Origin of the sequence: Paenibacillus oryziterrae, assembly GCF_042610485.1 — a bacterium.
Lineage (GTDB): Bacteria > Bacillota > Bacilli > Paenibacillales > Paenibacillaceae > Paenibacillus_AQ.
Window position 1 is genome coordinate 16,443 of the sequence record NZ_JBGJZO010000006.1, and the last position, 15,056, is coordinate 31,498.

General features: G+C 48.1%; 15 protein-coding genes. All 15 read left to right on the plus strand.

Features of this window, described 5'->3' with window-relative positions:
* The first annotated feature begins 5 nt into the window (after window positions 1-5).
* The 15 genes from ACAN55_RS08875 to glmS all read left to right on the plus strand — a co-directional run bounded on the left by ACAN55_RS08875 (window position 6) and on the right by glmS (window position 15,028).
* Window positions 6-344 (plus strand): hypothetical protein, encoded by a 339-nt coding sequence (locus ACAN55_RS08875; protein ID WP_379130964.1) that lies wholly within the window; start codon window positions 6-8, stop codon window positions 342-344.
* A gap of 44 nt (window positions 345-388) precedes the next feature.
* Complete coding sequence (locus tag ACAN55_RS08880) at window positions 389-616, plus strand: hypothetical protein (RefSeq protein WP_379130967.1); 228 nt, start codon at window positions 389-391, stop codon at window positions 614-616.
* Between the two features lie 422 nt (window positions 617-1,038).
* Window positions 1,039-1,341, plus strand: a complete 303-nt coding sequence (locus ACAN55_RS08885) for a hypothetical protein (protein WP_379130970.1) — start codon at window positions 1,039-1,041, stop codon at window positions 1,339-1,341.
* A gap of 1 nt (window position 1,342) precedes the next feature.
* Entirely contained in the window at window positions 1,343-1,537 is a 195-nt protein-coding gene (locus ACAN55_RS08890; protein WP_379130973.1) for a hypothetical protein, read from the plus strand.
* Window positions 1,527-1,928: a hypothetical protein gene (locus ACAN55_RS08895; RefSeq protein ID WP_379130975.1), complete on the plus strand. Its 402-nt coding sequence runs from the start codon at window positions 1,527-1,529 to the stop codon at window positions 1,926-1,928. The genes ACAN55_RS08890 and ACAN55_RS08895 overlap by 11 nt, the downstream gene beginning before the upstream one ends.
* Window positions 1,900-2,613 (plus strand): M15 family metallopeptidase, encoded by a 714-nt coding sequence (locus tag ACAN55_RS08900; RefSeq protein WP_379130977.1) that lies wholly within the window; start codon window positions 1,900-1,902, stop codon window positions 2,611-2,613. The genes ACAN55_RS08895 and ACAN55_RS08900 overlap by 29 nt, the downstream gene beginning before the upstream one ends.
* 179 nt (window positions 2,614-2,792) lie before the next feature.
* Window positions 2,793-3,059 carry a holin gene (locus ACAN55_RS08905; protein WP_379131444.1) on the plus strand — a complete coding sequence of 89 codons (267 nt, stop codon included), beginning with the start codon at window positions 2,793-2,795 and terminating at the stop codon, window positions 3,057-3,059.
* Window positions 3,060-3,529: 470 nt separating this feature from the next.
* Entirely contained in the window at window positions 3,530-6,322 is a 2,793-nt protein-coding gene (ppc, locus tag ACAN55_RS08910) for a phosphoenolpyruvate carboxylase (RefSeq protein ID WP_379130979.1), read from the plus strand.
* Window positions 6,323-6,539: 217 nt separating this feature from the next.
* Window positions 6,540-6,893, plus strand: coding sequence for a RidA family protein (locus ACAN55_RS08915; protein ID WP_379130981.1), 354 nt, complete (start codon window positions 6,540-6,542; stop codon window positions 6,891-6,893).
* Between the two features lie 523 nt (window positions 6,894-7,416).
* The gene (gene sigW / locus ACAN55_RS08920) at window positions 7,417-7,983 is read left to right on the plus strand and encodes an RNA polymerase sigma factor SigW (RefSeq protein ID WP_379130984.1); all 567 of its coding nucleotides are present in this window, start codon (window positions 7,417-7,419) and stop codon (window positions 7,981-7,983) included.
* Between the two features lie 116 nt (window positions 7,984-8,099).
* Entirely contained in the window at window positions 8,100-8,714 is a 615-nt protein-coding gene (locus tag ACAN55_RS08925) for a zf-HC2 domain-containing protein (RefSeq protein WP_379130986.1), read from the plus strand.
* Window positions 8,715-8,919: 205 nt separating this feature from the next.
* Window positions 8,920-9,750: a diadenylate cyclase CdaA gene (cdaA, locus tag ACAN55_RS08930; protein ID WP_379130989.1), complete on the plus strand. Its 831-nt coding sequence runs from the start codon at window positions 8,920-8,922 to the stop codon at window positions 9,748-9,750.
* Window positions 9,743-11,182 carry a CdaR family protein gene (locus tag ACAN55_RS08935; protein WP_379130992.1) on the plus strand — a complete coding sequence of 480 codons (1,440 nt, stop codon included), beginning with the start codon at window positions 9,743-9,745 and terminating at the stop codon, window positions 11,180-11,182. The genes cdaA and ACAN55_RS08935 overlap by 8 nt, the downstream gene beginning before the upstream one ends.
* A gap of 87 nt (window positions 11,183-11,269) precedes the next feature.
* Window positions 11,270-12,610, plus strand: a complete 1,341-nt coding sequence (glmM, locus tag ACAN55_RS08940) for a phosphoglucosamine mutase (RefSeq protein WP_379130994.1) — start codon at window positions 11,270-11,272, stop codon at window positions 12,608-12,610.
* Window positions 12,611-13,195: 585 nt separating this feature from the next.
* Window positions 13,196-15,028, plus strand: a complete 1,833-nt coding sequence (glmS, locus tag ACAN55_RS08945; protein ID WP_379130997.1) for a glutamine--fructose-6-phosphate transaminase (isomerizing) — start codon at window positions 13,196-13,198, stop codon at window positions 15,026-15,028.
* Window positions 15,029-15,056: the final 28 nt, after the last annotated feature.

Sequence of the window (15,056 nt, forward strand, 5' to 3'; positions counted from 1 at the left end):
TTTACATGTTTGTAGTTTATAAAAATGACACAAAAGAAATAGGCAAAATATGCTCTGAAGATATTGGGGTATTTCCGAATACAGATGAAACAGCGGTAAAGGTTAACTATATTCCTGAATGGCCTCCGCAAAAGAGAGGCATTCGATTTGTGCAGATGTTTGACCCTGACAATAACACCGTTTATTACACTGAAACCCCGAGAGCGCTAACGAGAGAGGAAATGTTAGAAGCGGATAACGAGTCTTTACGCGCGGAAGTTGTCAGACTTTCGCAGCGTGACGCAACCATGCAGGATGACCAAATGTTTGTTTTTGAGGTACTGGCAAACGCTTGCTTGCTATAGCGAAAATAATGTCATATAAATCGCATGGAAGGAGGTAGGAAAATTTGTCCGAAATATTAACAGCCCGTCAACGCATGGTCAGAGGATACGCAAATATGATTATCCTTGACGGAACCCGTACTTTTGCCGATATCCCCGCTGCTTATCACGAAGAAATCAAAGTTTATATTGTGGCTAACTTTACGCTTGCACAGGTAGATGCAGCATACGAAAGAGGCTCTTTGAAAGAAACGCAATGGCAGGAACTTATTGTAATTACTCCAAAAGCATAGCTTTAACCGGGAGCGCCTAGAGAGGCGTTTTTATTTTGCCCTCGGAGCCGATCCGGGGGTTGTATTTATTAGTTAAGGAAAAAATTCCTCAGGGTGTGCATTTGACATGAACCTTTTAACCGGCCCTTCACTTAAGAGGTTGGAACGTAGCTGAGTAAATTAACCCCGGAACGTCCCTTTCGGATTTCGGTCGCTTGAAACACAACTGAACGGTCAAGTATCTTTCACTTAATTGAAGGAGCATCTTTTTATGCAGTTAATCTATGACACGCGCAGAGAGGACATAAAATGCTTGATTTGCTGGATGCTCATATATCACCGCCTCCTGAACCACCCATGTCAACACAGATAGCGGTCTTAGAGGCGGCTTTGGCTGCCTCAAATATAAATTCAATCAAAAATAAAAAGAAAGGAGCGGGGGAATGGACAGTAACGATGTTACTAATCTAGAAAAATTGCTGCCACTGGCAGACAAATACGGCCTGGCTTATGTTGTGTCTCTTATATTGCTGCTGGTCGTCATCGTGTTGGTACGGGCTATTGTGAAAGGGCAGTTGGTACCCCGGGAGCTACTGGACCTTGCGGAAGAGGACCGGGATCGGTTGCAGGCCATCTTAGACAAAGAGCGGGCTGATTTTATGGCGCCTACGCTTGAGGTACTACAAAGACTCAAAATCGATCATGCTGCCGGAAGTGGTGGTAGTGATGAGGATAGGGGAGGATAACGTGCTCAGTAATTTGATTAAACGTCTATCACCCCAGCACAAAAAGAGAGAGAAGGCGCTGGCACAAGCATCTGGCAGGGTAACGGTAGCGATCCGGCTTTATCAGGATATGTCGCAGGAGATCCAAGAAGAGATTGATCGAAACAAATTCGCGCGGTATCTCCTGTATGATAGGGGGAATCCTCATGTTCATTAATATTTTGCTCATTGCTTTGTATTTGACGGCCATCGGGTGTTCTGGATTTATCATTCATCATCATCGAAGTTATTACCACGAACGATTTCAAAAGGGTACTGTCAGCGTTTTTATGTTGGCGATGCTCTTTTTTTTGGCGGCATACCTGTTTAAGATGCTAATCGTTTGTCTGATCCGGGTTTCAGAGGTTTTTGGGTTTAACAGTACGGAATTTATGAATTGGCTGTTGGAAGGCTGGACGCTGGCGCAGATGGGTACAACGGTAGGATTGATCGCGCTGGCCCGACTTACGTGGACGGGACGATATGACCAGTTCATCGTACTCCGGCGTCTGGATCGAAAAATGGAGGAGGCTTCTAAAGATGTTGACACAAGATCAAGTAATAAGTAGATCATCGACTCGCCTCTCAGGCCTCCACCCCGTAGTCCTAAACGCTGCTACGCTCTTGATCGAGCGTTGCTATACAAGCGGCGTGCCGATTCTGATCACGCAAGGGCTGAGAACCATCGCCGAGCAAAATGCTCTGTATGCTCAAGGGCGCACCGCCCCAGGTAGCATCGTTACCAACGCCAAGGGCGGTTGCAGCTACCATAACTATGGGCTGGCTGTGGATTTTGCTCTCTTGCTGCCTGACGGGAAGGCGGTGTCCTGGGACATGAAACGGGATGACGACAACGACCGGGAGGCGGATTGGCTGGAGGTGGTCCGGCACGCTAAGGCGCTTGGGTTCGAATGGGGTGGAGACTGGACTGGCTTCAAGGACTATCCGCATCTACAGCTGACTTTTGGTTTGTCGATCGATCAGTTGAGAGCTGGGGCTAAGCCCTCCCAAACCGCCATTGCAGCCGCAGAGGCAATCATCCGGAAGAACAACGAAATGAAAACTGCTGCAAAATATCTGCCCGCAGCAGTACAGGTGAACGGCATTAAAGTGGCTGACGGCTTGCTGAATCCAGAGGAGGGAGTAACCTATGCGCCTATCCGGGTGTTGGCCACGGCTTTTGGAGCGAAGCTCAGCTATGACCCCGCAACCCGTACAGTCAATATAACCACGAGACAGGCTGAAAACAGGTAAGAGGACTGCAGTGGTTATTGCTGCAATGTAAGCGAGATGCCATGAGCAAGAGCGGAGTAAGAATCATAAATGGGATGGCTGCAATAAAGCTTATGCCGAGGACTGTGTTTCTTAGATGCCTCATGCTTACAACCTAATGAAATAAAAATCGAGGAGGAGAAATAGTGTATAGCGATATCCTGAATCACGTGTTGGCTTTTGCCTCTGTACTGGCTGTGTTCGTGTTGGCTCTTGTGCAACTGGTCAAGAACAGTGTTGCTATTCCGCGGAACGCGGTTCCTTCGGTTGGGCTGCTTATCGGGCTGCTGGTGGGAGCGGCTGCGTACCCTTTTACCGACTTGGGATTAACACTTCGATTGTGGTCAGGCGCTTTAGCCGGGTTGTCGGCAACCGGATTATTTGAGCTGGCTTTTCAAGACCGTTCCGGCTCGGGCGGGGGTAAATAATAATGTGCTAACTAGTCCAAACGGGTGCTTATATACGAGCCAAAGGTTCGGCATCTGGAGGTATTTCTTCATTATAAAGAAGTATCCGTTTGGTTTTTGAAATCGTAATTCCTTCCATACTAAAAGAAAATAAGGAGGTCTTTGTGCCTCCAAACCGCTCAAATCAGCATAAAAATAACTTCCCGCCCTAGTTCCAATCCGTCACCTCTCCGCATACTACTCATAAATATCCACTCCCCGGATTATTTTCGTGAACAGTAACCCCTGTTTTAAGCCATTAATTTAACTTTTCACGGAGATAAATTTTAACAACTACATAAATAGCCAAAATGTTGTATAATCTTTAAGTGCTCTAACGCTTTACCGCGCAATAAAGCTTTAGATTTTCGTTTTGTTTTATTGTATGATATGAGGAAAGCTTTAATAGACAATGTTTAGACATTGATCCGGAAGAGGATGGGGGGAGCATCATGACCGAACTTACGACTGCTGTCAGCAAAAATAATTCAAACAATCTGCTGCGGCGTGACGTACGGTTCTTGGGGAATATCTTGGGCGAAGTCTTGGTTCACCAAGGCGGGAACGAACTGCTGGATATCGTGGAGAAGATCCGCGAGACCAGTAAATCGCTTCGCTCATTGTTTTTGCCTGAACTGCACAAAGAATTCAAAGAGTTGATCAGTTCACTGGATCCGGATAACCGTCATCAGGTTATACGGGCATTCGCCATTTATTTTCAATTGGTGAATATCGCCGAGCAGAATCACCGTATTCGCAGAAAACGGGATTATGAACGGTCCGCCGGGGAAACGGTTCAACCAGGATCCATAGAGAGTGCCATCCAGGAGCTTCGGGAACGTGACTTCTCACATGAGGAGGTCCGCGAGATTATCAAAGGCTTGTCCCTTGAACTGGTCATGACAGCACATCCAACGGAAGCCATGCGCCGTGTTATTCTGGATATTCACAAGCGGATTTCTGAGGACGTCATGGGTCTGGATAATCCTACCCTAACCTTCCGGGAACGCGAGCAGCTGCGTGAGAAGCTGTTAAATGAGGTTATTACCCTATGGCAGACCGACGAACTTCGTGACCGGAAACCAACCGTACTCGATGAAGTGCGTAACGGGATGTACTATTTCCATGAGACGATTTTTCATGTGCTGCCTGATGTTTATCAGGAGCTTGAGCGGTGTTTGAGCAAATATTATCCGGGCCAGAACTGGCATGTACCTACTTATCTGCGTTTCGGTTCCTGGATCGGTGGTGACCGGGATGGTAATCCTTCGGTAACTGCTTCGGTAACCATGGAAACTCTGCGGATGCAACGCAAGATGGTCATACGGGAATATCAGCGCATCATGAGAGATCTCATGCGTTATCTCAGCTTCAGCACAAGCATTATAGAGATCACGCCAGAACTGGCGGATTCTATCTCAGCCGACCGCGATATTATCAACCTGACTCGGGTAGACTCTTGGCGCAACGACAACGAGCCGTACCGGATCAAGCTGAGCTATATGATCTCCAAAATTCAAAACGTTCTCGACGATGAGAAAAAGGGTACTCCAGAACGGTATTCTTCACCGGAAGAGTTTATTCATGACTTAGATGTAATCGACCGCAGTCTGCGCTTCCATTATGCGGATTATGTGGCTGATACCTATATTAAGAAGCTGATCCGCCAGGTAGAACTGTTCGGATTCCATACCGCGACACTCGACATTCGCCAGCACAGCAAAGAGCATGAGAATGCGATGGCAGAAATCCTGGCCAAAATGAACATTACGGACGACTATTCCAGTATGGGTGAAGCGGATAAAATCGTCCTGCTTGAAGGCTTGCTCAATGATCCACGTCCTCTTACTTCTCCTTATCAATCCTATACGGAGACTACGGAGGAATGCCTTGAAGTATACCGTACGGTGTTCAAGGCGCAGGAAGAGTACGGCAAGCATTGCATTACCAGCTACCTGATCAGTATGGCAGAAGCCCCAAGTGATATTCTTGAGGTTATGGTATTTGCCAAAGAAGTAGGCTTGTTCCGTAAGGACAAAGATGGAACAGTTGTCTGCACTCTGCAGGCTGTGCCGCTCTTTGAGACTATTGACGATCTCCATGAAGCTCCGCATATTATGGAGACGCTGCTTAACCTGCCAATCTACCGTCAGGCTGTAACTGCGATGAACGATCTGCAGGAAATCATGCTTGGATACTCGGATAGCAATAAGGACGGTGGAGTGGTTACCGCGAACTGGGAGCTGCGTGTTGCCTTGAAGGAACTGACAGCTACAGCGGATAAGTTCGGCATTAAGCTGAAATTCTTCCATGGCCGCGGTGGAGCACTGGGCCGAGGCGGGATGCCGCTGAACCGCAGCATTCTGGCGCAGCCGGCTTCGACCATCGGAGGAGGAATCAAAATTACCGAGCAGGGTGAGGTTATCTCTTCCCGGTATTCCATGCGCGGCATTGCTTACCGAAGCCTAGAGCAGGCAACCTCTGCGCTGGTAACAGCGGCGATTCATGCCAGAACCCCTTCAACGGATCTGTACGAAGCCAAGTGGGAAGGCATTATCGCCCGCATTTCCGAAATCTCGCGGAATAAATATCAGGATCTGATCTTCCGTGATCCGGATTTCTTGACCTATTTCAAAGAATCTACACCACTGCCGGAAGTGGGAGAACTGAACATCGGCTCCCGTCCTTCCAAACGCAAGAACAGCGACCGCTTCGAAGACCTTCGGGCGATTCCGTGGGTATTCGCCTGGACGCAGAGCCGTTATCTGCTTCCTGCCTGGTATGCTGCCGGTACAGGGCTGCAAAGCTTCTATGACGGTAAAGAAGAGAATCTGGAGATCATGCGCCACATGTACGAGAACTTCTCCTTCTTCTCCTCGCTGGTAGATACTCTGCAAATGGCTATCGCGAAGGCGGATTTGGTCATTGCCGAGGAATACGCGGGAATGGGCAAGAACGAGGAAGCACGACTGCGGATCTTCGGCCAGATTAAAGAAGAGTTCAAGCTGACTGCAGAGCTGATCCTGAAAATCACAGGTCAGCAGGATATCCTGGACAATGTGCCTGTCATTCAGGAATCCATCCGGCTGCGTAATCCTTATGTCGATCCGCTCAGCTATCTGCAGGTGCAGCTGCTGTCCGAACTCCGCACGATCCGTGACGGTGACGGGGATGACCCGGAACTTCTGCGTGAGGTGCTCTTGACCATCAACGGCATTGCCGCAGGACTTCGTAATACGGGCTGATGCCCTGTCGTTACTCTGTCTGGCAATAACATAGGAACATCATCAAAAATGACGTATAGCTGGCAGCAGCTTATACGTCATTTTTTTATTTAAATGGCCTCATTAGCCGACCTGAACACTCATATGCATTGAAATGGAAGTTGCTTGAATATATCGAACATTTGTTCTAAGATGAATATGATCGGTTAATTAATTCATTATGTTAGGAGAAGATCGGATGATTACAAGAGTAACGACTCCGTTTAGCTATTCTTCAGCAGTGGTTGCAGGGGAATATGTGTTTATCGGCTTGCACCGGGGATTCGGCGATAATTTCACCCAGCAGATTCATTCTGCTTTTGCCGAACTCAAGAAGACACTGGAACAATGTAGTATCTCCTTAGAGCAGATTGTTAAAGTCAATGTACACCTAAAAAACATCGCAGACCTGCCCGAGATGGAGAAAGTATTCCTGGATTATTTCGAACCCGATAAATATCCCGCCCGTATGACCACAACCACTGAGTTCTTTGACTCCGATTGTCTACTTATGATCGACGGCATCGCCTATAACCCCAAGGATATTCACTAAAGTAGTAAATATTGAAAAAGGAAGGACAGCGATGCATTCGCTAGTCCTTCCGCGTGTCGGGCAAGTCCGCAGGACTTACGACGCTAAATCTCTTATATTTGTGTTGGTTTGTTCTAAGAAGCTGCCGCAACGCAGCAGCTTCAACAAAGTTACTTTCCCCCCATATTGTTACCGGATGATTTCCGGTGACAGAAACCCCCGCTCCCACCGATAGGTGAAGGAGCCATGGAGAAGAATTTTGGAACTGTAGGAGCGAAGCGCTCGCCTTTGTACTCAGATTTCAACCGCGAGAGCGGTTTGCAATCAGGAAATCTGAGTACAACAGCGACCGAAAGTCCAACATTCTTCGTAATAGCGACCCATTCACCACTCTTTTTCCGAGCCAGTAATTTTCAACCATTTTATATAGAAGGTAACAATACATACCTTGATTTTTGACCGTACTTGATTTACGCTTTAATAGCTTACCGTGGATATGTATGCAAGAGTATACCAAGGACGGCAAGTCTGGGGGAGTTAACAGGTGGAGAACGTGGAAGGCAGACTGACAAAACTCGCCTTAAAAGGCGATCAGCGGGCATTTGCCGAACTTGTGGAACTATATAAAGACAAAATATACCATCTGGCGTACCGGATGCTGAATAACCGCCATGAGGCGGAGGATATCGTTCAGGAGACGTTTTTGCGTGTCTACAGGAACCTGGACCGGTATGATGACAAACAGAAATTCTCGACATGGATTTACCGGATTGCAACCAACCTGTGCATCGATCGGCTGAGGAAGCGCAAACCTGTGTATTCGCTGGATGCGGAGCTGAACGATCAAGAGGGCATTGACGGCTATTCCATGATTCCAAGTGATAATGTGACTCCTGAAACTGAGCTATTGCTGTCAGAAACCCAAGCCTTGCTTCATGAGGCGATTGATGGTCTTCCTGTTAAGTATAGGTCCGTCATGATTTTACGTTATTTGCAGGATCTATCCCTTCAGGAGATCAGTGATGTACTGGACATGCCGGTTACGACCATCAAAACCAGAGTACACCGGGGCCGTGAATTCCTGCGTAAAAAGCTGTCCTCGAAAATGTAAAAATTTTATTCTTTAAACTGAAACGTCTTTTCGTTAAGATCGTATATATGGTGTGCAAGATTTACTCTGACATGTATTACGATAATTAAATAGCACATATGAAAGGATTGGCTCCTATGGAATGCAAACTGGCCGTCTCTATGATGCATGACTACCTGGATGACGACTTGCCCGATCTGCAGCAACGGGAATTGAAGGAGCATCTTATATCCTGTCCGGATTGCCGTGCTAAGTTCAATGAATTGGAACAGACAGATATGCTGATGTTCTCGCTGATGCATAAGAGTCCGGTTCCTTCGGATGCGCTGGCCGAGCGAATTATGAATGCTCTGCCGAAAGCCAAGAAGGAGCGCCGGCTGATTACGTGGATCCGAGTACATCCTGCGCTTACAGCAGCCTCATTATTTCTTGTGGTTATGCTGATGAGCACCGTTACATTTTGGAGTCCGGACGGACAACTCGTTGTTAAAGGTAGTGATTTGGAGCAGGTTGTGATTAAGGGGGATACGGTTATTGTCCCTTCAGGCAAGACCATTTCCGGCGATCTTACCGTGGAGAACGGTGAAGCGGAGGTATACGGGGATGTGAACGGGAATGTAACCATCATCGATGGATCGCTCTACCAAGCTTCAACCGCCCATATTTCCGGGCAAGTGAAAAGCATAGACCAAGCCGTAAGCTGGCTCTGGTATAAAGTGACGAATATGTTCTCTGAAGTCGCCTACCGTTAAGCACCAGGTATGGGTTAACCGGAATATCATCTGCGCCTCTTTTTCCGGAAAGATGGCGCTTTTTTGTCGTTCATGAAGCCGATTCCTATGATCTTCAGCAGCTATACTTGCACTCTGAGCGTGAACGTTATAACCTAGTTACGATACACATAAATAGAACCGCTACATAAACCCAGCTAATATGAAATGACGGGGGTTCGACTGGATGAGTTATTTTACCGACCTGACATGGAAAGAGTCCATTAAAGATATAATCGATATTCTTATCGTAAGTTACATCATTTATAAGGTGCTCAATATGGTTCGCGGCACCCGGGCGATTCAGCTGCTCAAGGGTATTTTAGTGCTGGTTGTCATTTGGGCGCTGAGTACCCTCTTGGATTTATACACCCTCAAATGGTTGATGAATCAGGTGTTTACCTTTGGGGTTCTGGCTGTGTTTATTATTTTTCAGCCGGAACTGAGGCGTGGGCTAGAGCAGCTCGGCCGGGGACGATTCTTTGGGCGCTCGGCAGAGAATGATGAGGAGATCAACAAATTAATCGGCGAAGTCATTAAAGCGGTTAATTATTTAGCACGCAGAAAAATTGGGGCATTAATCGTTTTTGAAAGAGAAACGGGTCTTAACGATTATACCGAATCCGGGATTCCGATGCAGTCGGTCGTCAGCTCCGAGCTGTTGATCAATATTTTTATTCCGAACACACCGCTCCATGACGGCGCGCTTATTATGCAGGGGAATCAGATTGCAGCAGCAGCCTGTTATTTACCTTTATCAGAGAATCCGTTCATTAGCAAAGAGCTGGGGACACGTCACCGTGCGGCGATCGGAATTAGTGAAGTAGCGGACTCTGTATCGGTAGTTGTATCGGAGGAGACTGGACAGATCTCACTCGCATTTAATGGACAAATTGTCCGTGATATTAAGGAAGAATCTCTGATCTCGAAGCTTCATGAGGAACTAAGTGCCGGCTCCAAGCTCAAGGACAAAAGCGCCGCTTTCTGGAAACGGAAGGGGGATAGCCGCAATGGATAAATGGATGAAGAATAATAATTTCAACAAAATCCTGGCGCTGGCTATTGGTGTTATACTGTGGACGATGGTTCATATCGACAGTGCGCCAACGGCGCAGACGGCAGCGAATATGAGCTCGAAAATTATAGAGAATGTAAAGATCGAGGTTCTGGGTTATGACCAGGACAAGTATGAGGTTACCGTAGATACGGATAGCGTAAGATTGGAAGTTGGCGGGAAGAGCAGCGATATCAAGTTTGTGTTCTCGGATGATTACAAGGTTACGCTGGATCTAAGCAATGTTCAGCCCGGGACGGTAAGACTGCCGCTTCATGAAGAGTTGCCTGATGGCGTATCGCTGATCTCCATGACACCTCGTGAGGTTAATGTTCATGTAGAGCTGCGGAATACCAAATCTTTTCCGATATCGATCGCTACCAAAGGTGAGCCTGCCGAAGGTTATCAGCTAGGAACACCAGTGATCCAGCCGATCGGAGCTGCAGAGGTGACTTTGCCCGCAAGTGAACTCAGCAAGGTAGAGAAGGTTCAGGGAACAATTGAGCTTGAGGGCGAGAGTGACACGATTAAAGAGAAGAAGCTGAAGCTTGTCGCCTATGACAGTGCCGGTAATGAGGTCAAGGGTGCGGTGATTGAGCCGGCTACCGTAGCGGTGGAATTGCCGATTACCCTGCCATATAAAAGCGTTCCGCTCGACATCGGCTTCAAAGGACAGCTCCCGGATTCGCTCGTGATCTCCAGTGTGCTGCCGGAAGTCGACAGTGTCGTGGTGTACGGGTATAAAGAGAATTTGGAGTCAATTACCTCTTATGAGGCAGTTATTGATCTTAGTACAATTGAGTCTGCAGGTACCAAACGGATTGAACTTGACTTAACCCCTCCGGCTGGAGTGGAAAAAATGGACCCTGGCAAGGTTGCAGTCACCTTATCCGCCTCTGAGATTGCCGAACGAACCTTCGAGGGGATTCCGGTAACTCTGCAGGGGCTGGGGAGCGGGCTTAATGCCCAGGTGAACAATCCGCCCGGTGGAACGGTGAACCTGACACTGTCAGGAGCTTCCACGCTGCTGGATCAAATGGACCGGGATCAGATCACGGTAGTAGCAGATGTCAGCGGTCTGACCGCTGGAACGCATGAGGTGCCACTGCTTGTCTCACTGCCTAGATTCATTACATTGAATCAATCCAGTGAGCGCCTGGTTGTTACGGTGAATCTGCAGACGTCTATCCTACCAACACCTTCACCAGGTCCATCTACAGAGAGCGGCAGTACCCCTGAGTCCGGATCGGAGCCAGTGAACGGTGAAGGCAGTTCGTCCAGTGTGCAGCCGAGCCATGGTGCGGGTACGCCGGAGCCTTCTTCTTCCACTGGGAATAGCGAAGCTTTGGGTACAAGCGGTAACTCAGGTAATGCCAGCAATAAAACAGGTACGTAGGCAACTCTGACACAGAGCAGAACATGATTCATACAATAATACATTAAGCTTCAGGATAACATACGATAAAGGGAGATTTGATTTGATATGGGGAAGTATTTTGGAACTGACGGAGTGCGCGGAGTCGCTAACCGGGAATTGACTGCAGAAATGGCATATAGCATTGGCCGCTGTGGAGGATATGTATTGACTGGCAACGTGGAGAAGCCAAAGGTAGTCATCGGAATGGATACTCGTATTTCTGGTCCATTGCTGGAATCGGCATTGGTTGCAGGAATGCTGTCCATTGGTGCTGAGGTCATCCGTCTGGGGGTTGTGAGCACTCCAGCAGTTGCTTATATTACACGTCTATTAAAAGCGGATGCTGGTGTCATGATTTCGGCTTCACACAATCCGGTAGAAGATAACGGAATTAAGTTCTTTGGCGGAGACGGTTTCAAATTAACAGATGAAACAGAACTGCGGATCGAAGAACTGATGGACGCACCTGTTGATGAACTCCCCCGTCCAGTAGGATCAGGGCTGGGTACAGTCACTGTGGATAATGACTCCAAGTATCTGTATCTGGAGTACTTGAAGACAACCATTTCCCAAAACTTTGAAGGTGTCAAAATCGTGCTCGACTGCGCCCACGGCGCGGCTTATGAGCTGGCTCCACGTTTGTTCAGAGAACTCGGTGCAGAGGTTATTGCAATTGGTGCAGAACCTAATGGCCTTAATATTAACGACGGATTCGGATCCACACATCCGGAGACACTGCGCGAAGAGGTACTTCGCCATCATGCGGATCTGGGACTGGCCTTCGACGGCGACGCTGACCGCCTAATTGCTATCGACAACAACGGTGACGAGGTTGATGGTGATTTCATTCTGTGCATTTGCGGCGATGCCATGAACCGCGCAGGTAAACTCAAAGACGGTACCATTGTATCGACGGTAATGAGTAATATCGGTTTCTACAAAGCCACGAAGAAATTGTCACTGAACACAGCCAAGACAGCGGTTGGTGACCGTTATGTTATGGAAGAAATGCGGCGTGGGGGTTATAACCTGGGCGGCGAGCAGTCCGGCCACGTGATTTTCCTGGATTACAACACAACAGGTGATGGTATTCTGACAGCGATCCAACTGGTGGACACCCTTAAAGCTTCAGGTAAGAAGCTAAGCGAGCTGAAGTCTATGATGACCAAATATCCGCAGGTGCTTGTAAATGTACGGGTACTAGATAAAACCAATTATCCGAACAATCCGGCGATCGAGGCGGCGATTATGGAAGTAGAGGGCAAGCTTGGCGACAATGGCCGTGTACTTGTACGTCCGTCCGGGACAGAGCCTTTAATCCGTGTAATGGCAGAAGGTCCAGATAAAGAAGAGCTTGATTATTTTGTAGGACAAATCGTTGAGGTTGTGCAACGGGAATTGGTCTAATTTGATTATTATACGGCCGGTGGTACGGAGAACTCTTCTCCGTCCATCGGCTTTTTATATGGTAAAAACCTGCTTAGGATTGCCAAAGTCGTGTCAGGTGCATATAATAGATTAAGTGTCATTCCAGAAGGAAAGTGAGGATCGTAAGGTTACCGTAATACAAGCGCCAGAGCTTGGTCTTGCGCGGGGGAGAAGGAACAGCTTGAAATAGGCTTGAATGGGCGTAAGCTGAACCGGATCACGGCAGACGTAAGCTGACGAGGTGGAGGTGTTCGAAATGTTCGGCGGGGACCTCCCGGTGATGCACCAGAGCCGTAAACGAAAGCGGAAAATGGCAGGGCGACCTTCCACACAACGCTCTCGTGGGTGCCAAGTAAATATTATTCATGGATGTGCAACAGGGTTTAGGAGCAGTCTGCCCGGCAGAGAAGAGGGCTGTACATTACATGAATATGATTCATATAATTCAGTTTATTTTGTTGAGTGAAGACCAACAGAATATTTGCCTATTCTCATAAACATGCCTAGGGCACGTTTCTTTCCTCTTGCCATCTACATTTCGATAAAATGGACGGGGGCAATTATATGTGTGGTATTGTGGGATATATTGGAAGTCAGAATTCGCAGGGGATCTTGGTTGAAGGTTTGAAGAAGCTGGAGTATCGTGGGTATGATTCCGCAGGTATTGCTGTATTTACGAAAGAAGGATTGCAAGTTGTTAAGGCTCAAGGTCGTCTTGCGAACCTGGAAGCCCGTTTAGAGACAACTCCGCTGTCCGGCAGCGCGGGAATTGGACACACACGTTGGGCCACTCACGGCAAACCTTCGGATGCTAACTCCCACCCGCATACGGATGAGAGCCAGAAATTCTCGGTCGTGCATAACGGTATTGTCGAGAACTATCTGGATCTGAAAGAAGAACTGATGAGAGAAGGATGCCATTTCTCGTCGGAAACCGACACTGAAGTTATCTCCCACTTGATCGCTCGCGAATATGACGGAGATATTGTCAAAGCAGTACAAAAAGCAATTACCTACATGCGCGGTGCATTCGCACTGGGCGTGCTTACAGAATACGAGCCGGATAAACTTGTGGCTGTGCGTCAAGCAAGTCCGCTGATTATCGGTCTTGGTGAAGGCGAGAACTTTATCGGATCCGATATTCCGGCTTTGCTCGAATATACCCGCAACGTATACATCCTGAACGACGGCGAAATGGCTGTCCTGACACGGGATGCTGTCGAACTGATGACGATTGAAGGTAACTTTATTTCTCGGGAAATGATTACTGTCGATTGGGATGCGGTAACAGCGGAAAAAGGCGGCTACGAGCATTTCATGTTGAAAGAAATTCACGAGCAGCCTAAGGCTTACCGCGACACTATGCGCGGCCGTATGAACGCTGAAGGCAACAAAGTCATTCTGCCTGAGCTGAACCTGACCGTAGAACAAATCAAGAACATCCGCAACATTCAAATCGTGGCTTGCGGAACTGCATATAATGCGGGTCTTGTAGGACGCAGCCTGATCGAGTCCCTGGTACGTATTCCGGTTGAGAATGATATCGCTTCGGAATACCGTTACCGTGCTCCAATCGTGACGCCTGAAACGCTGGTTATCGTAGTCAGCCAATCCGGTGAAACTGCTGATACCCTTGCTGCCCTGCGTGAAGGCCAAGCGAACGGTGCTCATGTTATGGCGATCACGAACGTTGTAGGCAGCTCCATTGCCCGCGAAGCTAATGATGTCCTGGTTACCTTGGCTGGACCGGAAATCGCAGTTGCTTCCACCAAAGCATATACTTCGCAACTGATTGCCTTCACACTTCTCGGCTTGTACATGGCTGAAGTGCGCGGTACTAAATCCGAAGCTGAAGTTGCTGAGATTCTGGCTGCTATGCAATCCCTTCCGGAACAAGTGGAAGAGATCCTGGAACAGAAGGAAGCTATCAAGAACTATGCAGAGCAAATCTCCAAGCACAAGCACCTGTTCTTCATCGGCCGCGGCGTAGACTACGCAGTAGCTCAAGAAGGATCGCTGAAGCTGAAAGAAATCTCCTACATTCACTCCGAGGCTTATGCTGCGGGCGAATTGAAACACGGTACCCTGGCTCTGATCGAAGAGGGCGTTCCAGTTATCGCACTGGCAACTCAAGAGTCCGTGCTGGAGAAGACCGTAAGCAACATCAAAGAAGTGAAAGCACGCGGCGCTGACGTACTGGCAATCACTCATGAAGAGCATGTGAACGATCTGCTCAGATCGGTCGATCAAGCATTCGTAATTCCAAAGACCATTCCGCTGCTGACTGCAACGCTGTCCGTAGTAGTTACACAGCTGTTGGCTTACTACGCTTCACTGGCCCTCGGCCATGACGTGGATAAACCACGTAACTTGGCGAAGAGTGTTACGGTGGAGTAAGGGAAGAAGAAGTATTCGAATGTTGTCA

Coding starts and splice junctions, on each gene's coding strand:
- ACAN55_RS08875 (WP_379130964.1), top strand. CDS start 6: ATGTTTGTAGTTTATAAAAATGACACAAAAGAAATAGGCAAAATATGC.
- ACAN55_RS08885 (WP_379130970.1), top strand. CDS start 1,039: ATGGACAGTAACGATGTTACTAATCTAGAAAAATTGCTGCCACTGGCA.
- ACAN55_RS08895 (WP_379130975.1), top strand. CDS start 1,527: ATGTTCATTAATATTTTGCTCATTGCTTTGTATTTGACGGCCATCGGG.
- ACAN55_RS08900 (WP_379130977.1), top strand. CDS start 1,900: ATGTTGACACAAGATCAAGTAATAAGTAGATCATCGACTCGCCTCTCA.
- ppc (WP_379130979.1), top strand. CDS start 3,530: ATGACCGAACTTACGACTGCTGTCAGCAAAAATAATTCAAACAATCTG.
- ACAN55_RS08915 (WP_379130981.1), top strand. CDS start 6,540: ATGATTACAAGAGTAACGACTCCGTTTAGCTATTCTTCAGCAGTGGTT.
- ACAN55_RS08925 (WP_379130986.1), top strand. CDS start 8,100: ATGGAATGCAAACTGGCCGTCTCTATGATGCATGACTACCTGGATGAC.
- cdaA (WP_379130989.1), top strand. CDS start 8,920: ATGAGTTATTTTACCGACCTGACATGGAAAGAGTCCATTAAAGATATA.
- ACAN55_RS08935 (WP_379130992.1), top strand. CDS start 9,743: ATGGATAAATGGATGAAGAATAATAATTTCAACAAAATCCTGGCGCTG.
- glmM (WP_379130994.1), top strand. CDS start 11,270: ATGGGGAAGTATTTTGGAACTGACGGAGTGCGCGGAGTCGCTAACCGG.
- glmS (WP_379130997.1), top strand. CDS start 13,196: ATGTGTGGTATTGTGGGATATATTGGAAGTCAGAATTCGCAGGGGATC.